The sequence below is a fragment of the Enterobacter sp. AN-K1 genome (assembly GCF_020971765.1).
GTDB classification, from domain to species: domain Bacteria; phylum Pseudomonadota; class Gammaproteobacteria; order Enterobacterales; family Enterobacteriaceae; genus Enterobacter; species Enterobacter hormaechei_C.
The window spans coordinates 4,413,332-4,432,576 of the sequence record NZ_CP087390.1; the positions used below are offsets into that span (position 1 = coordinate 4,413,332).

Annotated in this window: 18 protein-coding genes; 9 read left to right on the forward strand and 9 right to left on the reverse strand. The window is 53.6% G+C overall.

Annotated elements, in window-relative coordinates; all coding sequences use genetic code 11:
* Positions 1-109 precede the first annotated feature (109 nt).
* Together LOC22_RS20915 and LOC22_RS20920 are read left to right on the forward strand one after the other, a co-directional pair.
* Complete coding sequence (locus LOC22_RS20915) at positions 110-2,275, forward strand: type I secretion system permease/ATPase (RefSeq protein ID WP_214586215.1); 2,166 nt, start codon at positions 110-112, stop codon at positions 2,273-2,275.
* Positions 2,272-3,447, forward strand: coding sequence for an HlyD family type I secretion periplasmic adaptor subunit (locus tag LOC22_RS20920; protein WP_023296584.1), 1,176 nt, complete (start codon positions 2,272-2,274; stop codon positions 3,445-3,447). Before LOC22_RS20915 ends, LOC22_RS20920 begins: the two co-directional genes overlap by 4 nt.
* Before the next feature lie 33 nt (positions 3,448-3,480).
* On the opposite strand, the gene LOC22_RS20925 is transcribed toward LOC22_RS20920, so the two are convergent.
* Complete coding sequence (locus LOC22_RS20925) at positions 3,481-4,365, reverse strand: MarR family transcriptional regulator (protein WP_230239565.1); 885 nt, start codon at positions 4,363-4,365, stop codon at positions 3,481-3,483.
* Between the two features lie 285 nt (positions 4,366-4,650).
* Between LOC22_RS20925 and LOC22_RS20930 the strand changes: the two genes are divergently transcribed.
* A complete protein-coding gene (locus LOC22_RS20930; protein ID WP_214586216.1) occupies positions 4,651-6,108 on the forward strand; it encodes an EAL domain-containing protein in 1,458 nt (485 codons plus the stop codon).
* Positions 6,109-6,192: 84 nt separating this feature from the next.
* Here LOC22_RS20930 and LOC22_RS20935 read toward each other — a convergent pair whose 3' ends face one another.
* From LOC22_RS20935 to LOC22_RS20960, 6 genes are all read right to left on the reverse strand, one after another.
* Positions 6,193-6,471: a biofilm development regulator YmgB/AriR family protein gene (locus tag LOC22_RS20935; RefSeq protein WP_017384011.1), complete on the reverse strand. Its 279-nt coding sequence runs from the start codon at positions 6,469-6,471 to the stop codon at positions 6,193-6,195.
* 23 nt (positions 6,472-6,494) lie between these two features.
* Positions 6,495-6,794: a hypothetical protein gene (locus LOC22_RS20940; protein ID WP_017693452.1), complete on the reverse strand. Its 300-nt coding sequence runs from the start codon at positions 6,792-6,794 to the stop codon at positions 6,495-6,497.
* Positions 6,795-6,913: 119 nt separating this feature from the next.
* Positions 6,914-7,108 carry a two-component-system connector protein YcgZ gene (locus LOC22_RS20945; RefSeq protein ID WP_413464784.1) on the reverse strand — a complete coding sequence of 65 codons (195 nt, stop codon included), beginning with the start codon at positions 7,106-7,108 and terminating at the stop codon, positions 6,914-6,916.
* A gap of 232 nt (positions 7,109-7,340) precedes the next feature.
* A complete protein-coding gene (locus LOC22_RS20950) occupies positions 7,341-7,613 on the reverse strand; it encodes a DUF883 family protein (protein ID WP_003857263.1) in 273 nt (90 codons plus the stop codon).
* 186 nt (positions 7,614-7,799) lie between these two features.
* A complete protein-coding gene (locus LOC22_RS20955) occupies positions 7,800-8,405 on the reverse strand; it encodes a hypothetical protein (RefSeq protein ID WP_045338265.1) in 606 nt (201 codons plus the stop codon).
* Positions 8,406-8,892: 487 nt separating this feature from the next.
* Positions 8,893-9,435 carry a hypothetical protein gene (locus LOC22_RS20960; RefSeq protein WP_230239178.1) on the reverse strand — a complete coding sequence of 181 codons (543 nt, stop codon included), beginning with the start codon at positions 9,433-9,435 and terminating at the stop codon, positions 8,893-8,895.
* Positions 9,436-9,768: 333 nt separating this feature from the next.
* On the opposite strand from LOC22_RS20960, the gene LOC22_RS20965 reads away from it, so the two are divergent.
* The 3 genes from LOC22_RS20965 to LOC22_RS20975 all read left to right on the forward strand — a co-directional run bounded on the left by LOC22_RS20965 (position 9,769) and on the right by LOC22_RS20975 (position 13,046).
* Positions 9,769-10,044, forward strand: coding sequence for a metal/formaldehyde-sensitive transcriptional repressor (locus LOC22_RS20965; RefSeq protein WP_003857256.1), 276 nt, complete (start codon positions 9,769-9,771; stop codon positions 10,042-10,044).
* Positions 10,045-10,076: 32 nt separating this feature from the next.
* Positions 10,077-11,195, forward strand: a complete 1,119-nt coding sequence (locus tag LOC22_RS20970) for an S-(hydroxymethyl)glutathione dehydrogenase/class III alcohol dehydrogenase (protein ID WP_017693450.1) — start codon at positions 10,077-10,079, stop codon at positions 11,193-11,195.
* A 159-nt stretch (positions 11,196-11,354) separates the two neighbouring features.
* A complete protein-coding gene (locus LOC22_RS20975; protein ID WP_230239179.1) occupies positions 11,355-13,046 on the forward strand; it encodes a methyl-accepting chemotaxis protein in 1,692 nt (563 codons plus the stop codon).
* A gap of 41 nt (positions 13,047-13,087) precedes the next feature.
* On the opposite strand, the gene LOC22_RS20980 is transcribed toward LOC22_RS20975, so the two are convergent.
* Entirely contained in the window at positions 13,088-14,011 is a 924-nt protein-coding gene (locus tag LOC22_RS20980; RefSeq protein WP_015570563.1) for a LysR substrate-binding domain-containing protein, read from the reverse strand.
* A 227-nt stretch (positions 14,012-14,238) separates the two neighbouring features.
* Between LOC22_RS20980 and LOC22_RS20985 the strand changes: the two genes are divergently transcribed.
* Together LOC22_RS20985 and LOC22_RS20990 are read left to right on the forward strand one after the other, a co-directional pair.
* On the forward strand, positions 14,239-15,582 hold the full coding sequence (locus LOC22_RS20985; RefSeq protein ID WP_017384005.1) for a VOC family protein: 1,344 nt from the start codon (positions 14,239-14,241) through the stop codon (positions 15,580-15,582).
* Positions 15,583-15,624: 42 nt separating this feature from the next.
* Positions 15,625-17,130, forward strand: coding sequence for a carboxylesterase/lipase family protein (locus tag LOC22_RS20990; protein ID WP_230239180.1), 1,506 nt, complete (start codon positions 15,625-15,627; stop codon positions 17,128-17,130).
* Here the strand turns inward: LOC22_RS20990 and LOC22_RS20995 are convergent.
* Positions 17,117-17,959, reverse strand: coding sequence for a LysR family transcriptional regulator (locus LOC22_RS20995; RefSeq protein WP_015570561.1), 843 nt, complete (start codon positions 17,957-17,959; stop codon positions 17,117-17,119). The two genes, LOC22_RS20990 and LOC22_RS20995, sit on opposite strands and share 14 nt — an antisense overlap.
* A 113-nt stretch (positions 17,960-18,072) precedes the next feature.
* On the opposite strand from LOC22_RS20995, the gene LOC22_RS21000 reads away from it, so the two are divergent.
* On the forward strand, positions 18,073-19,242 hold the full coding sequence (locus tag LOC22_RS21000) for a pyridoxal phosphate-dependent aminotransferase (protein ID WP_033487935.1): 1,170 nt from the start codon (positions 18,073-18,075) through the stop codon (positions 19,240-19,242).
* The last annotated feature ends 3 nt before the right edge of the window (positions 19,243-19,245 follow it).

The window sequence follows — 19,245 nt, forward strand, 5'->3', positions numbered from 1 at the left end:
ATTTCACAAGATTATTTTGCGGGCTCGTTTAGACAGTGTTCGATTTCTAATCATCCCGGAAAGGTATCATTTCAGTGCGAAATCATCGCCCTGAACAGGACGTAGCATTATGAAGACACATCCACAGTACGAACCCTGGTTGCAGGGCATGCTCATCATCGCGAAATATTATCGGCTGGATTTTTCGGCGGAGCATGTTCGGGTCACGATTAACCATGAAAGCCAGTCTCCACGCCAGCTGGTGCTGGAGGAGATGGCGCGCCAGCTTGGGCTGGGGATGCGTTGGGTGGCGGCGGGAGCCGTAGCGCTCGATCCGTGGCGTTTACCGCTGCTGGCGGAGTTCACCGGCGGGCAAATTGCGGTCATCAACCGTATGGACAACGAAGAGAACGTCAGCGTGCAGTTTAGCGGCGACGGGGGCCTGGAGACGACGCTGACGCGCGACGAACTCGGTTCGCGGTTAAAGGGGCTGATGGTGCTGCGTCCCCTGGAGTCCACGCCGGATGCGCGCGTGGATGATTACATCAAACCCTATGAGAAAAACTGGTTCTGGCAGCTGGCGCTGAAAGACTGGCGTCGTTACAGCGACATAATGCTGGTGGCGCTGGTCGCCAACGTGCTGGCGCTCTCCGGCATGGTCTTTTCCATGCAGGTGTATGACAGGGTGGTGCCGTCCCAGTCGGAGGCCACGCTGTGGGTGCTGTTTGGCGGTGTGATGATCGCCATCGTGTTTGAATTCATCATGCGCATGCTGCGGGTGCATATTTCGGACGTGGTAGGGAAACGCGCCGACCTGCGTATTTCCGAGCGCGTGTTTGCCCACGCCCTGAGGATTAAAAACGGCGCACGGTCGAAATCGACCGGGTCGTTTATCGCCCAGATCCGCGAGCTGGAGTCGGTGCGGGAGCTGATCACTTCCACCACCATTGCCGCTATCTCCGATCTGCCGTTCTTCCTGCTGTTCGTCTTCATTCTGTGGATGATTGGCGGCCCGCTGGTGCTGGTGGTGCTGCTGGCCGTACCGCTGCTGCTCATTCCCGGCCTGCTGGTGCAGCGCCCGCTGGGAAAACTCTCCAGCGAAGGGATGCGTGAATCGGCGATTCGTAACGCCACGCTGGTGGAAGCGGTGCAGGGGCTTGAGGACATCAAGCTAATGCGCGCCGAGCAGAGGTTCCAGAACCAGTGGAATAACACCAATGACGTTGCCGCGAGCGTCGGCATGAAGCAGCGCTGGCTGACGGGGCTGCTGCTGACCTGGACCCAGGAGGTGCAGTCTATCGTCTACGCCGTGGTGCTGCTGGTGGGGTGTTATCTGGTTATCAGCGGCGACATGACCACCGGTGCGCTGGTGGGGACCTCGATTCTGGCGTCCCGCACCATCGCGCCCCTGTCGCAGATTTCCGGCGTGCTCTCCCGCTGGCAGTCGGCAAAGGTGGCCCGCAAGGGACTGGATGACCTGATGCAGCGCCCGATTGACGATCCCCAGCACGGCAAAAAAGTGCATAAAGCCCATCTGCGCGGTGATTATCGGCTGGACGACGTCGGGTTTTATTACGATGAAGAAGAGAAGCTTACCGTGCTGAATATCAGCAAACTGCGCATTCGCGCCGGGGAGCGCGTGGCGGTGCTCGGGCGGAATGGTTCGGGGAAAAGCACCTTGCTGCATCTGCTGGCGGGAATGCAGGAGCCACAGCAGGGCAGCATTTTGCTGGACGATATTGCTCTCAATCATCTTGACCCGGCCGACGTGCGCCGCGACATGCAGTTGCTCAGCCAGCAGGCGCGGCTGTTCTTCGGCTCCGTACGCGACAACATCCTGATGGGTAATCCGCTGGCGACAGACGAGGAAATCCATCAGGCGCTGGTCAACAGCGGCGCGCTGGAGTTTGTGCGCAAGCAGAAAATGGGGCTGAACACCATCATCAATGAGGGCGGAACGGGGCTTTCCGGCGGGCAACGTCAGGCGCTGCTGCTGGCGCGCGCGCTGATCACCTCGCCGAATATTCTGCTGCTGGATGAACCCACCGCCTGGCTGGATGAGGTCAGCGAGAAGCAGTTTATCCAGCATCTGCACCAGTGGCTCGGTAAGCGCCGGACGCTGGTGGTGGCGACGCATCGTCTGCCGATTCTGGACCTGGTTGACCGCATCATCGTCCTGGAAAACGGCAAAGTGGTGATGGATGGCCCTCGTGATGCCATTTTACGCCAGCACGGAATGGCCCCGCAGCAGGCGCCGCAGCGCACGGTTAAACTGAAAACGGAGGGCGTGGCATGAATGATTTCTCCCGCTTTAACAGCCGGCTCAAGGAGCCGCGCCTGCCGCGTTCGTCGCTGGTGGCATGGTCGCTGTTTGCCCTGCTGGTGGTCTTTATAACCTGGGCCAGCCTGTTCCAGCTGGATGAGGTCACGACGGGTAGCGGCAAGGTGATCCCGTCCTCCCACGAGCAGGTGATCCAGTCCCTGGAAGGGGGGATTATCCACAGTCTGATGGTGCGCGAGGGCGATATCGTCGAGCGTGGTCAACAGCTTGCCCAACTGGACCGGACGAAAACCGAGTCCAGCGTGCTGGAGAGCGAGTCTCGATTAAACGCCGCGATGGCGACGGCCGCGCGTCTGAATGCTGAGGTAAACGACACCGGGCTGACATTCCCGGCAGAGCTGGATGACGACGTTGAGTTGGTCAAACAGGAAACGGCGCTTTATCAGTCACGTCGCGAAAGCCTTGAAAAAGGGCTGGCGGGTTTACGCCAGGGAGCGGATCTCGTGCAGCGTGAACTGGCATTAACGCGCCCGCTGGTGACGCAGGGGGCGGCCAGTAAGGTCGAAGTCTTACGCCTTGAACGTCAAAAAAATGAGCTGGAGAGCAAAATCACCGAAATGAAAAACCAGTACTACGTTCGCGCCCGCGAAGAACTGGCAAAAGCGAACGCGGAAATGGAAGCGCAGCGTTCGGTCATGAAAGGACGCGAAGATTCACTCACCCGCTTAACGTTTAATGCGCCGGTGCGTGGCATCGTGAAGGACATTGACGTGACGACGGTGGGCGGGGTGATCCCGCCGAACGGCAAACTGATGAGCCTGGTACCGCTTGATGACCAGATGGTGATAGAAGCGAAAATCTCGCCGCGCGATGTCGCGTTTATCCATCCCGGGCAAAAAGCGCTGGTGAAAGTCACCGCCTATGATTACTCCATCTACGGCGGGCTGGAAGGGGAGGTGACGATGATTTCCCCGGATACCCTTCAGGACGAGGTGAAACGGGATGTTTATTATTATCGCGTTTATATCCGTACAGACAGTAACCATCTGACCAACAGGCAGGGCAAGGAATTTCCGGTGTTCCCGGGCATGATAGCCACGGTTGATATCAAAACCGGCAGTAAATCCGTCATTGATTATCTGCTGAAACCGTTGAATAAGGCAAAAGAGGCGCTGCGCGAGCGGTAAAAAAGGCGTTCAGCAAACCGAACGCCCGTCAGATCAGATTGTAGGCGTCATGTTGACAACATGGCGTCGTTCTTTTGGTACCACGTTGATGTAATGTGTGACATACGCAAAATATAATCCGGCATAATTTTCGACCAGCTCGATAAATGCCGGGTAAATTGACATCCGGCCATCGCCGCGATCTTTAAGGTAACCTGCCTCCTGCGCCGATTTGATAATGCGGTTGACGTGGATACGCGAGACGAAAAATTCTTTTGCCAGTGTGCTGGCTGAATACGCTATTATGGCACCGTGTGCTGTTTTGTTTTTAATGGCCTGCAAATAGAGATAGAGCATAATCATTCGGCCACCATCCTTATCAATAAATAAACCTACCTCCGGAAGCACTTTCCTGAATGTTAATCCGCGGAAAAGGTACTCTGCGGCGCGCCGGAAAAAGTTGTGCCTCAGAATGTCATTGTCCAGAAGGTTAGCATTTATATTGAATGTCGGAAAAAGAATGCTAACAGGCGTAAACGCCCCGGACATATAGCGTTTCAGCTCATCCAGTCCTTTTTCCGTTGGTGCGATTTTTGTTTTTCGGCGATCTTCGGTACAGCGCCAGGTCTTAATTCGCCCGGTGGTCTTAAGTATTGTGATGATCGCGATAACACTGTTAGGGCTGGCGATATTATAGCGAGTACACAGTGCCTTTATCTCTGAAACTGACTCAGCCTGATTACCAAAAACAAAACAACACATTGACAGTATTATGTTGAAGCGTGATTCCTGAAGCATCGTTTTATAGAACAAGGGTTGTTTTTTATAAATGGCATCATTAATTCTGTAGTGCTCTGTTATAGCTTCACCAAATCGCGGGTTGTTTTTAATAACATCCCTTCGATGTAGCAAAGCCCTGGATGAAATGTGATTATCCATAGCATTTTCTCTTTTTGTCTGGGCCGATAAGATGAAGTGTCTGGTCTTCTTTTTCGGAATTTTCATTATACCTTGTGAAGTGCATATTTACTGTCGTTATATGAAAAGAAAGTAATATTTATTCTGCATATGGATGAGTGGGTTGATTAACGCAAAGATGTTCCCGTGCATAACATTGATAACGGTTTATTAACCAAATGGGGTGCGGTAAAATTATTCAATGCGACAAAGAATATTGGCTTTAATCACATTTGGGAATGATATTTACATTCTCAGGAGCAGGTTATGTCTCAAAACTTACCTTTTATGCAAGGTACTTGCTACAAGCAACGATTCGTTATTTCAGCCTGCGGTTTCACCTTCGAGGGGTATAGCCTGCTTCTGAAGTCTCGTGGCGTAAACGCCACGCGCCTCCATTTTGAAGAGGATGAAGTTTGCTCAGGTGATGTGCAAAAAATGATGCAAAATCAACAGCCTGAAGTTTCTGTTTTTCTTGGTCGCGACGTGACTGCCTTTCTTGAAAGCCTGAAACGGTTGGTCTCGGTTCTGAATGCACTGCCGGTTATTTGTAGCGTGACCCTGTATGGTGCAATACCAGAAAGGTGGCTTTATGCCACGCTGAAAAGTCTCGTTAATAATACCAGATCGTTGTCTAGGATCAGGGTGGCGAATATTTCAGAGGTAATGAATTGTGTAGAGAATATTTCTGATGTACATGCCGATTCGTCACGTTTATTGCGTGAAGGACCTGAGAAAGAAGGTAAGGAAAGCCTGCATGGTTTATCAAAACGTGAATTAACCGTATTGCTGAATTTTTATCGAGGTATTTCGATAAAAGAGCAGTCAGCGAGGTTAGGGTTGTCAGATAAAACCATTTATACCCATCGGAAAGTGGGGTTGAGTAAATTATATCTTATCAGAGTGTGGTTTAGCGATGCACGTGTCTTAAGGGATGAGGTCTGTGCAGTAAAGAACAAAGCGCAGGGGTTTTCGGAAGCAGAAATAAATATATTGCAGGCGTTACATAAGCGGGAAATCTTTGCGGCTTATCAAATTATTACCGATAGCGATAAAAAAGGAGTAGGCTTTGAAATTCTGCTGCGCTGGCATAAAAACGGTCAGGTCCTGAAACCAGGCCAATTTCTGGATGGGATAAAAAATGGCGAAATTTGGCTCAAGCTGACGGCGTTAGTCATTCACGCGGCCGTATCAGGTATCAACAGATACAATGGAAAATATTATTTTTCGGTTAATATTCCTCCTCAACTGGCTGCCGGGAACGCGCTGCCGGGAATGGCGAAAAAAGCCGTTGAAATGTTACTGAAACCGCAGTGGGCCGGGAAACTTGTCTTCGAATTAGCTGAAACCATTGATGTAACAAAGGATCCAAATATTCCTGTCATTCTCCAGCGTTTACGCGCCGAGGGATGCCGGCTGTTTCTGGATGATTGCTTTTCCAGAAATTACGCTATGTTACCCATCCGACAGATTAATGTTGATGGACTGAAGCTTGACCGCGATATAGTTGAGCACTTTGTTGCTAACGACAATGACAATAGCATTATTAAAGCGATACAGATATACAGCGACATGACGGGAAGGGAATGCGTTGCGGAAGGCGTCGATAGCGAAGAAAAATTTGAAAAACTTGTCGCATTAGGGGTTAAGCGCTTCCAGGGATATTATCTTTCCCGGGCGGTTAAAGAAGATGAGCTGGATCGAATGGTACGGCTATTTAGTTAATGGCTTCACTATACTGGTGGTACGACAGACTTAACTCTTCGACCACCAGCAAAAACAGTCACTCACCAGGGCAATAATCTGTTATCAGATATCATCGCGCGTAAAACCGACAACAATTTCAAGCGTGTTTCGAATGACATCGCAGGCTTCGGGCTCCTCGGTAATTTCGAGGGCGTGAATCAGTTGCAGGATAATCTCTTTATTTGAGAGATTGTCACCGGTCAGCATAATACAGCGTATTGCCGAGCCCAACACTTCAACCTCACCACTGAGATGCTTTCCAGCATTAAGAAAATGTTCCGCCAGTTCTTTATCGTGCAGGGCTTCAAAATTATACGTCTGCTGCATAATCGCTTTACTCATGGTGGTCACCGTTTCGGTTAAAATTAGTGTTTCTTGTCTGGGGTCAGAAGCGTGTTGTGAGTAAAGAGAGAGCGCATGCGCCCAATTTCATAATCGCCCATCACTCTTCCCCGGTCGTGCGAGACGCCGGTTACACGCTGGCGCACTTCATCTTCAGCGGCAATCAATGCATTTTTACGTTCATCATTTGATTCAACGTTAGCCATCGCCCGCAGGCGATTAGCAAGAGACACAAAGGTAATAGGTCCGTTCTCTTTCAGTATGGATAATACGGCCTCACCGATAAGGTCATCCTTAAGTCGTTCAAATTTAGTTCTATGCATAGCTTCAATCTCACTCTGCTACACGCAGCAGGCTGTAGCATGGGGTTAGTCATCGCATTCAGGAGCTCTATTCTCACTCAGCATGACTAACTTAGTAAGTTAAAAAAACAGTGTTCAGGTTAACGCTCGAAGAAGAGGGCTATCAGACCGTTATAGTGCGCTTTCTCAACGTCAGACGTTGACTCTTCAATTCTGCGCAACAGCTTTGTACAGATTGTCATTCTGCTCAGTTGTACATTTTCTTTGATGATCTCATTGACGATGGCACCAAGGGTTTCCTGCTGTGTTGGGACGTTATCCTTGTTAAAATACAAGGTGATAGCGCTTTATGCTGTAGAGGGAGCATGGTTGCGACGCATAATTTTCCACCGTTAACAAACAATTTTGTAACATCAGTGGCATTGAATTTATACTATTCGATCAAATCTGTACATTAAAATTGTACAACTTTTCACGTGGATCGTGTTTTTGTCAGGAAAACTATCAACTATAGGGGGGGAAAGAGCAGGAAAGAAGGGAAAAGGAAAGGCCCCGAAGGGCCTGAAATTATTTACGTCCCAGCAGAAGTCCCAGAACGATACCTACCGCACCCGCAGCGATTAAGCCCGTTAAGGGATTGTTTCTGACGGCTTCAGTGACATCCGAGACGGCATCACTGGCCTGGGCAGCATATTTTTTCGCTGCACCTTTCACCTGGTGTTTAGGGGAATCAACGAATTCACCAAACTGCTGCTGCGCAGAGCCGGATAATTCATCAAGTTTGTTTTTGGCTTTATCGCCAGCGTACTGTGCATTTTTATCAGTGTCGAAATCAGACATTCCAGCCTCCTTTTGTTGGTAGTCTAAGGATAGACGCTGATTGCAGGAGTGAGCGAGAATTCGCTGAAATCGACGGCAGATTGCCCCTTTTTAGGACATGTCTTTCTTACATGACTACCCTAACGTCCTAGGGATGTCGTTGATCTATATTTCCTTCGCCGTCTCTCTCTACGCAGCACGAAGAGATTATTTTTGTCGTGCGTGAGCGGGAAAGGTAACGTAATAGCCAAGGGATGCGGCCAGGCACAGCATATAGCCGAATGATTCCGAACCTTCCTCCACGGCGTTTTTCACGACACGCATATAGCCATGCTCCAGGATGTCGTGCCACAGCACCTGCATTCCAAAGAGGCGGGAGAAGACCAGTACAGCCAGCAGGCCGCTCAACAGAATGCCGTACCAGGGGGATTGGGTATATTTTGCCAGCTGTTCCAGGGTAGCGCGAAAATGCATAACGGGGCGAATTAACGCCAGCAGAGCGGTAATCAGCGCGAACCACACCCAACTCCCATGAGAAATGAGATCAAAAAGCGCGTCCAGTTCACGAATTAGCATTGTCAGGAAAAATCCGCCCACCAGAATATTACAGTAACGCATGGATTCGTCCATTTTCGCCAGACGAAAATGGAGAAAGACAATAGTCGCTAATACCGTTTCCTGCATAATTTCGGTCAGTGATAATTCCGGAATATCATGGCCGACAAACCGCATATCAACCCAAAGACACAGTACAATAAGTGCGCAAGCGGCTGCTGCGCCAACGAAGAATAAAAAGCTCTTTAGTACAATCATTAACACCACCATTTTGTTTGTAGCGAGTATGTTAGGTGACGAGAATGTTATTTCTGTTCACATTGTGCCATATAAGTGCGGATTTTTAACATTTTGAGCTAAATAGGGTTGGTCGAGGTGGGGGTAAACCCTAAATATGGTTGCACCATCTCTGAGAGAGACGTTAAGGGTAAACCCCAACCGCTCGTTAAACAGCTGTAGCTGCTCAACATAGAACTCGTTGAAGCAGGTCGAATACACCTGATACAGCATTTCCGCCTCTCCACACCCGAGCTGGCAGGCGAAGAAAGAGTGGCTAAGCCAGCAGCTTGTGACCAGCATGTGTATTAGTGCTAAATGCCTCAAGGCCAATAACACCGTGGCCGCAGTTGTACAGACAGGCTATAGTGATCTCATTTGCCTGCTCAATACGGATCTTAACTTGAGTTTAAAACTGGCCGCAATTTTTAGGTATGGCCATCTGGTTTTGAATTCATTGATAGCTACTTCATACAATGTAGAAATACACTGCGGGTATTATAATTACTATTATTAGCAATAAAATATTTGTTGTTTTTTTACTGACGTTTGATGGCAGGCCATTTTTACTAACATACAATATCGCTTCAAAAAGAAACCAGTACATAGAAATACAAACAATGAAAAATAAAGGTATTATTGCTTTTGATATGCCTTCAGAGAAGGATAATATTAAGGCTAACCCTGTCATCATGCCGACCATCGTAGAAGCATACGCTTTCCCTACTTTGATAACAGGGAAAATAATGAGTGTATATATGAGTTTATTATATTTTTTCTTGACGTTTATGCTTCCGACAAATCGAAGTGTCAGAGACGTAATAGACGTTGCTATTACAAGCATTGCTGCAAGAGAATGAGGGGCCATATGTTCTTCAATGATAGTTTCTATCTCCTGAGTGTATTTATCGCTAAGGAAATTGAAAGGTATCAATACAACCAAACTAAGAAGAAAGAAAAATAAACTATCTTTGTATAATGCATATATACTTCGTCTTAAGAAAATGCTCATTAAAAGCCCTTAATAAAAGTTTTCATTCATAAAAAGCATTTGACATTTAAAAATGTTAACTATCGCGTATTAGTATATTCCTCATTGTATTCTTAAGAAACCTACAGTCTTTGGTGGGGACGGGAATTTGCGTGAATGCAGAAACCTTCAAAAATGCGGATACGACGGTATTTATTACAACTATGTTTTTACAGAATGTGTCATAGCTTAGTTCAGATGTTCGAGTCAAGAAAAGAAACACACTATAAATTACATAATACCCTCATAAAACTTAATGTTTACATTAACTTCCCATGAGCGATACAATACCCCCCTATAGTATCAGGAGGGCGTATGCCGCATTCACCCGAAGATAAAAAACGTATTCTGACCCGCGTCCGCCGCATTCGGGGCCAGGTTGATGCCCTTGAACGCGCCCTGGAATCGGGCGATCCCTGTCTCGCCATTTTGCAGCAAATTGCCGCCGTGCGCGGCGCTGCCAATGGTCTGATGGGGGAAATGGTCGAAATTCACCTCAAAGATGAGCTGGTGACGGGGGAGACCACCCCGGATCAGCGGGCAGTGCGGATGGCGGAAGTCGGCCATTTACTGCGCTCTTATCTAAAATAAACCCACACACCTCACAACAAGGGAAAGACATCATGAAATCTCGCGCAGCTGTCGCGTTCGGCCCAGGCCAGCCGCTGAAAATCGTTGAAATTGATGTTGCTCCGCCGAAGAAAGGCGAAGTGCTGATCAAAATTACCCACACCGGCGTTTGCCATACCGATGCGTTTACCCTGTCCGGTGACGATCCGGAAGGCGTATTCCCGGCGGTGCTCGGCCACGAAGGGGGCGGTGTGGTGGTGGAAGTGGGTGAAGGCGTCACCAGCCTGAAGCCCGGCGACCATGTGATCCCGCTCTACACCGCAGAGTGCGGCGAGTGTAAGTTCTGCAAATCCGGCAAAACTAACCTCTGCCAGGCCGTGCGCGCCACGCAGGGCAAAGGACTTATGCCGGACGGCACCACCCGTTTCTCCTATAACGGCGAGCCCATTTATCACTACATGGGTACCAGCACCTTCAGCGAATACACGGTGTGCGCCGAGATCTCACTGGCGAAAGTGAATCCGCAGGCCCCGCTGGATAAAGTCTGTCTGCTCGGCTGCGGTGTCACCACCGGTATCGGCGCGGTGCATAACACGGCGAAAGTGAAAGAGGGGGACACCGTGGCGGTGTTCGGCCTGGGCGGGATCGGTCTGGCGGTTATCCAGGGCGCGGTACAGGCGAAAGCTGGGCGTATCATTGCTGTGGATACCAACCCGGAGAAATTTAAGCTCGCAGGTGAGATGGGGGCGACCGACTTCATCAACCCGAAAGACTACGACAAACCGGTTCAGGACGTGATCGTGGAGCTGACCGATGGCGGCGTGGACTTTAGCTTCGAATGTATCGGCAACGTCAACGTAATGCGCTCAGCGCTGGAGTGCTGCCACAAAGGCTGGGGCGAGAGCATCATTATCGGTGTGGCCGGCGCGGGTCAGGAGATCAAAACCCGTCCCTTCCAGCTGGTGACAGGGCGCGTATGGCGCGGGTCAGCATTTGGCGGCGTGAAAGGCCGTACTCAGCTGCCGGGCATGGTTGAAGATGCGATGGTCGGTAAAATTCAGCTTGATCCGTTCATTACGCACCGCCTGCCGCTGGAGCAGATCAACGAAGCCTTCGATCTGATGCACGAAGGAAAATCCATTCGCACCGTTATCCATTTCGGCGACAACTGATTATTCTGCCAGCGGTTTTTTCCGCTGGCATTTCTTCCCTGATCTTCTCTAAAGTGTGACCTGTCCGGCGCTTTTAGACGTAATTTAATTCCCTGGCGTGCCGATGACTCTTTTACAGGCGTGTTATTACGCATCTTACCTATAAGAGAGTCGACGGTCATGGACAACACAACATCGATGCAGGCGCAGCCTAAGCTGAGTTTCTTGCATCACATCCGGCTGGTTCCGCTGTTTTCCTCCATTCTCGGTGGCATTATTCTCCTGTTTGCATTGAGCTCAGGTCTGGCAGGCTATTTCCTGCTCCAGGCCGATAACGATCAGCAGGATGTCACGGCAGAAATCCAGGTGCGCACCGGTCTGTCAAACAGTTCCAACCATTTACGCACCGCCCGTATCAACATGATCCACGCGGGTGCGGCGAGCCGTATCGCGGAGATGGAGGCGATGAAACAAAACATCGCTGAGGCTGAGATCCGCATCAGGCAGTCGCAGGAAGGATTTGCCGCCTATATGAAGCGCACCGTTCGTACCCCGGCTGATGAAGCGCTGGATGGCGATCTGAAAGCCCGCTATGACGCCTACATCGCCGGTATGCAGCCGATGCTGAAATATGCCAAAAACGGCATGTTTGAAGCCATTATTAACCACGAAAATGAGACCGCGCGTCCGCTGGACGATGCCTATAACGCGGTGCTGCTGAAGGCGATAAAAATCCGCACCGAACGCGCCAACGCGCTGACGGCACAGGCTCACACCCGCACCCGGCTGGGGCTGATGTTTATGTTCGGCGCGTTTGGCCTGGCGCTGGCGCTGGCGGTGATCACCTTTGTGGTGCTGCGCCGTACGGTGATAAACCCGCTCCAGCGAGCCGCTACGCGTATCGAAAATATCGCAAAAGGCGATTTGACCATGCCGGACGAACCGACCGGGCGCAGCGAAATTGGCCGCCTGACGCGCGATCTGCAAACGATGCAGCACGCGCTGGTGACCACCGTAGGCACCGTGCGGCAAGGGGCGGAGGAGATCTACCGGGGAACCAGCGAGATTTCTGCGGGTAACACCGATCTCTCTTCCCGTACCGAGCAGCAGGCGGCGGCGATTGAACAAACGGCGGCCAGCATGGAGCAGCTTACCGCGACGGTGAAACAGAACGCCGATAACGCGCATCATGCGAGTAAACTGGCAGAAGATGCCTCCGGGAAGGCCAGCCGCGGAGGGCAGATGGTCTCCGGCGTGGTGAAAACCATGGGTAATATTTCCACCAGCTCGAAGAAGATCTCTGAAATTACCGCCGTGATTAACAGCATTGCGTTCCAGACCAATATTCTGGCGCTCAACGCGGCGGTCGAGGCGGCGCGTGCGGGTGAACAGGGACGCGGCTTTGCGGTCGTGGCGAGTGAAGTCCGCACCCTGGCAAGCCGCAGCGCGAATGCGGCGAAAGAGATTGAAAGCCTGATTAATGAATCTGTTTCACTTATCGATCAGGGTTCCGGGGAAGTGGTTGCGGCGGGCAATACCATGGATGAGATCGTCGAGGCGGTTAAGCGCGTCACCGATATTATGCTGGAGATTGCAGCGGCGTCCGATGAGCAGAGCCGCGGCATTGTTCAGGTGAGCCAGGCGATTTCCGAGATGGACAAGGTGACGCAGCAGAATGCCTCGCTGGTGGAAGAAGCTTCTGCGGCGGCGGCCTCGCTGGAAGAGCAGGGCGCACGTCTGACGGAGGCCGTTGGCGCGTTTCGTCTCATCGGGGCAGGGGCTGGACGGACTACAGCCCCTGCAACCGCAGCGAAATCCGCGCCTTTAACCCCGGCGGCGGCCGTCTCCGGTGATAACTGGGAAACGTTCTGAGTAAGACAGACCCGCCTTCGCGGCGGGTTCTGCATTTAGGGTCAGAGAGGCATTGATTTACGAATGGCGCTTAACAGCGTTTGGGCACCTTCAGAGAGCGGGGCATCTACCCGCGTCAGGATCCCAATCGGTTCTCCCGCGCCGGGCGATGTTACCGGCAGCGCCGTAAGCACGCCGCGTCGCAGATCGTCCTTCACCGCGCCGGACGGCACAAACCACACGTAGTCGTAATCCACCGTAAGCTGGCGCGACAGCGACGCCGAGAGCGTTTCAATACACCCGGAAGGCAGCGTGCAGCCCTGCATTTGCAGCAACGCTTCCGCATTCTGACGCGGAACGGTTCCTTTTGGTGAGACCACCACCGGCCACTCCATCACGCGGCTCAGGGTCACGGTGTCCTGCAACAGGGGATGATTCGGACGCACGACCAGCTTCAGCGATTCCAGGAACAGCAGCTCGTAATTCAGGCCGCTCATCAGTTCCGGATCGGACATCCGCCCAATGCCCAGATCCAGCTCGCCTGACTTCAGGCCCGCCAGCAGCATGGTATTATTCATGGTCGCGACCTGAAGCGTGGCGTGCTTTTGCTGACGGTGGAACTGGCCGATCGCCGCAGGCAGTATACCCAGCGCCGCCGTTGGCAGCGCGCCCACGCGCACGATGTCGCTGGCCGACTCCTCTTTACGGTTGAGCGCCTGACCGGCGGTATTGAGGGCATCGAGAACTTTAACGGCATGCGTCAGGAACTGTTCACCCACGAGAGTAAGCTGAGCGCCCAGACGGCCGCGATCGAACAGGCGGGTTCCGGTAAGCTGTTCCAGTTCGTTCAGCGTTTTGGATAGTGCAGGCTGACTGAGGTTAAGGGTTTCAGCCGCTCGCCCCAGCGTTCCCTGTTGAGCGACGGCCACAAAAGTATGCAAATGGCGCAAGCGTATGCGCTGACTGAACAGACCATTTTTTTCCATAGGCGATGTTAAAAACAGAGCGACGCGGGTGACAAGTTAAGATGTTTGAATTTGATAACCTGATAGCAAAATATTTTTAACATTTGATCTATTTGAGTTACAACCGTTTTTCGAAAATGCCCACGCTTTGACCACTGGTCTGCCTGGATCACAATTCGTAAATTCTTCCCAACGAAAGGAACGGGCTTCTCTACACTCCAGGTAGTATTCACTGGAGGCATGACATCATGGCGAACACCATCACGGCTGATGATATTCGGGAACATTTTTCGCAGGCTATGTCGGCGATGTACCAGCAGGAAGTTCCGCAGTACGGCACCTTGCTGGAACTGGTGGCGGACGTTAACCTGGCGGTTCTGGAAAATAACCCACTTTTACATGAACAACTGGCAAACGCAGACGAACTGGCGCGCCTGAATGTTGAACGTCACGGTGCGATCCGCGTTGGCACCGCGCAGGAGCTTTCCACCCTGCGCCGGATCTTCGCCATTATGGGCATGTACCCGGTCAGCTATTACGATCTCTCCCAGGCGGGCGTGCCCGTCCACTCGACGGCGTTTCGTCCGACAGACGATGCGGCGCTCTGCCGTAATCCGTTTCGCATTTTTACCTCGCTGCTGCGCCTTGAGCTGATTGAAAACGTTGCGCTGCGCGAAAGGGCGGCGGAGATCCTCTCCCGGCGCAACATCTTTACGCCGCGCTGCCTGGAACTGATCGACCTGCATGATGCGCAGGGACACTTTACTGAGGCACAGGCGCGCGAATTTGTGCAGGAAGCCCTGGAAACCTTCCGCTGGCATCGCCATGCGACGGTCGATCAGGAAACCTATCTGGCGCTGAGCAACGAACATCGCCTGATTGCCGACGTGGTCTGTTTCCCGGGGTGCCATATCAACCATCTCACGCCGCGCACGCTGGATATCGACCGGGTGCAGGAGCTAATGCCGAAGTACGGCATTGAGCCGAAAATTCTGATTGAAGGCCCGCCGCGCCGCGAGGTGCCGATCCTCCTGCGCCAGACCAGCTTTAAGGCGCTGGAGGAGCCGGTGCTTTTCGCGGGAGAACACAAGGGCACCCATACCGCGCGTTTCGGTGAGATTGAGCAGCGCGGCGTGGCCCTTACGCCGAAAGGGCGCGAGCTGTACGACAGTCTGTTAAACCAGGCCGGGACCGGCAAAGACAACCTGACCCACCAGCTTCACCTGCGCGAGATCTTCAGCGCCTTCCCGGACAGCGAAATGTTCCTGCGCCGTCAGCGGCTGGCTTATTTCCGCTACCGTCTGACCCCGACAGGTGAGGCGCATCGCCACGCATTTCGTCCCGGCGACGATCCGCAGCCGCTGATCGAACGCGGCTGGGTTGTGGCACAGCCCATCACCTACGAGGATTTTCTGCCCGTCAGTGCGGCGGGGATCTTCCAGTCGAATCTTGGCAATGAAACGCAGGCGCGCAGCCATGGCAATGCCAGCCGCAATGCTTTCGAAGCCGCGCTCGGCTGTGCGGTTTACGACGAGTTTTCGCTTTACGAGGAGGCGGAAGCGCGCAGCAAACAGCGTTGCGGTTTGCTCTGAAACCGTTACTCTGCAAGGGTGTGATGGAAAAAGAAGGTTGGTATGGAAAATCCCTCCGCCCCTGTGGTTGAAACGCGCCAGGGCGCACTGATTGGTTTTACTGAAGGCGATACCCACGTGTGGTGCGGCATTCCCTATGCAGCACCGCCCGTAGGCCAGTGGCGGTGGCGCTCCCCGCGTCCTCCCGCGCGCTGGGATGGCGTACGTCCGGCGACGGCGTTCTCCGCCTCCAGCTGGCAGAGCAGCGAAAGCTGTCAGGAGCTGGGTGGCGGCGATCCCGGCCAGTTCTCTGAAGACTGCCTGTACCTTAACGTCTGGTCGCCAGTCGCACGCGCCGATCCGCTTCCGGTGATGGTCTGGCTGCACGGCGGAGGATTTACCCTCGGCGCTGGCGGGCTGCCTCCGTATAAGGGCAGGGCGCTGGCGAAGCGCGGCACGGTGGTGGTGACGATCAATTACCGTCTCGGACACCTCGGCTTTTTTGCCCATCCGGCGCTGGAGGGGGAAGAAGAGCGCGTGGTGCATAACTTTGCGCTGCTCGATCAGATCCAGGCCCTGGAATGGGTGCGCGATAACATCGCCGCGTTCGGCGGCGATCCTGAGAACATCACCGTATTTGGCGAGTCGGCCGGCGCGCGCAGCGTGCTGTCGCTGATGGCCTCTCCGCTTGCGCGAGGACTGTTCCATAAAGCCATTGTGCAAAGCGGGTACACGCTGCCGGACACGCCACGCGAGCAGGCCATGCATAAAGGCGAAGCGATTGCCGCCCATTTCGGCCTGCAAAATGCCACCGCTGAACAGCTTCGCGCGATCCCGCCTGAGGCGTTCTGGCCGCTGACCTCGCCGCTGAATATCGCCCCTGCGCCCATCGTGGGGGATTGCGTTTTGCCTGAGGCCATGCTCGACGTTTTCTTCGCGGCCCGCCAGCATCCTTTACCGGTGATGATTGGGTCAAACAGCGACGAAGCCAGCGTGATGTCGGTGTTCGGGGTCGATCTGGCCGGGCAGATCCAGAAGCTTCGCCGCGAGCGGCGCTTTGGCCTGGGGCTGATTAAGCTGCTTTATCCTGGCGTGAAGGGCGATGAGGAACTTGGCAGGCAGGTATGCCGCGACATGGCCTTCACCACTATGGGATACGTGGTGATGCAGGCGCAGCAGCGGGCGGGCGGCCTGTGCTGGCGATACTGGTTTGATTATGTGGCCGAAGCGGAGCACGCGACGTACATCAACGGCGCCTGGCACGGCAACGAAGTGCCCTACGTGTTCGATACCCTTGGACAGGTGGAACCCTCGCGGCAGTATGTAAATGAACGCGATCTGGCCTTCGCCGCTCAGGTGGCGGACTACTGGGTGAGCTTCGCCCGGGATGCGGGGGCACGCGATAGTCTGGCAGGGCCCACGCGCTGGCCCGCCTGCCGGAAAGGGCGGGACGTGCTGTTACGTATCGGTGTGAATAAACATGCAGGTTTTCGGCTTGAAAACCGCTTCATGCGTGCCCGAATGAGCCTCTTCAAACGGGTGATGAAACACCACGTCAGCCTCGACTGAGCAAACAGGCGCGAAACGCATCCAGCCCGTTTTCCGGGCCGGGTGCGTCGCGTAATACCAGCCGGTAGCTCGCCCCCGTCTTTATGCTTGTGTCAAAAGGCCGCATCAGCCGTCCGGCGCGCACGTCCTCCTCCACCAGCGTTTCATCCGCGATGGCGATGCCCAGCCCCTGAATGGCGGCGGTAATGGCCAGATCCATGGTTTCGAAGTGTTGATTTTTGAGCATAGCTGGCGGCGGACCCGGCTGTTTCGCCAGCCACAGCGTCCAGTCCGTTTTGTCCCGCGTGGGGTGAAGGAAGGTGAGAGTTTCCAGCGCAGAACCGGCCCGTACCGGGCTCATCACCGGGGTTAAGGCCTCTTCGAACAGCAGATCGCCGGCGCTCATGTGTGTCCCAAACACAATCGCCGCGTCACAGGATTCGGTTTTGAAATTGACGTTATGATCGGTGGTGGTGGTCAGCGCAATCTGGAGTTCCGGCTGTTCGCGCTCCACCTGTAGCAGCCGCGGCACCAGCCAGCGCATCGCGCAGGTAGGCGCTTTCAGACGAATAACGGTCTGGTGCGTTCGTGCCTGTTCAGCAACGTTCAGCAGGTGCTCAAACGCAGATTGCAGCTCCGGCAGCAGGGCGCTTCCCTGAGAGGAGAGACGCAGGCCGCGCGCATGGCGCTCGAACAGCGGGAAGCCGAACCAGCTTTCCAGCGAAGCGATTTTGCGGCTTACCGCCCCCTGCGTCAGACAAAGCTCCCTGGCGGCATGGGTTAGATTCAGGTGACGCGCGGTCACGATAAATGTCTCTACGGCATTGAGCGGAAATGATCGACGCGACATATCTCACCTTAGCTATGCGTTTTTGTCATGGCTATTATGACAACAATTCGATTGTCCCGGCAATGAAGTTGTTGTTTGAATAGTTATGCATTCACCACGAGAAGGGACAGAGGATGACTTTGAAAACGCCGGTGCAGACACGATCCAAATTGCCCGATGTGGGAACCACCATTTTTACCGTTATCGGCCAGCTTTCAGCCCGGCATAACGCCATCAACCTTTCTCAGGGTGCGCCGAATTTTTCCTGCGACCCAAAACTTATCACCGGCGTGACCCGCGCCATGGAGGCAGGGCATAACCAGTACGCCTCCATGACCGGGCTGCAACCGCTCAGGGAGCGCATTGCGGACAAAATTGCCTCGCTCTATGGCACACGCTATGACCCGGCGAGTGAGGTGCTGGTGACCGCCAGCGCCAGCGAAGGGCTTTACTCAGCCATCAGCGGCCTGGTTCATCCTGGGGATGAGGTGATCTATTTCGAGCCCTCCTTTGACAGCTATGCGCCGATTGTGCGTCTGCAAGGGGCGACGCCGATTGCCATTAAGCTGACGGTACCGGATTTTGCCGTGAACTGGGATGAAGTACGGGCGGCTATTACCCCGCGCACGCGGATGATCATCGTCAATACGCCGCACAACCCGAGCGGACAGGTGTTTTCAGCCGCCGATCTGCACCAGCTGGCAGCGCTGACGCGCCACACCGACATCATCATTTTGTCTGACGAAGTGTACGAGCACGTCGTTTTTGATGGCGAACCGCACCACGGAATGGCGACGCACCCCCAGCTGGCGGAGCGCAGCGTGATTATTTCTTCTTTCGGAAAAACCTATCACGTCACCGGCTGGCGCGTGGGTTATTGTGTGGCGCCCGCGGAGCTGATGGATGAGATATGTAAAGTCCATCAATTTTTAATGTTCTCGGCCGATACGCCGATGCAGTACGCGTTTGCCGAACACATGACCGATCCGCAAACCTGGCTGTCGCTGGCGGCGTTTTATCAGCGCAAGCGCGATCTGCTGCAAAGTTTGCTCGCCGACTCACCGTTCAGGCTGCTACCGAGTGCCGGTTCGTTCTTCCTGCTGGCGGATTACAGCGGCTTTAGCGACGAGCGCGACAGCGAGATGGTGAAAAGGCTGATTGTCGAGTACGGGGTTGCCACCATTCCGCTGTCGGCGTTTTATGCCGATGGCACGGACAATAAGTTAATCCGTCTCTCTTTTGCGAAAGATGAGGCGACGTTACGGGCAGGTGCCCAGGCCCTTTGTCGGGTTACACCACGTTAAGGA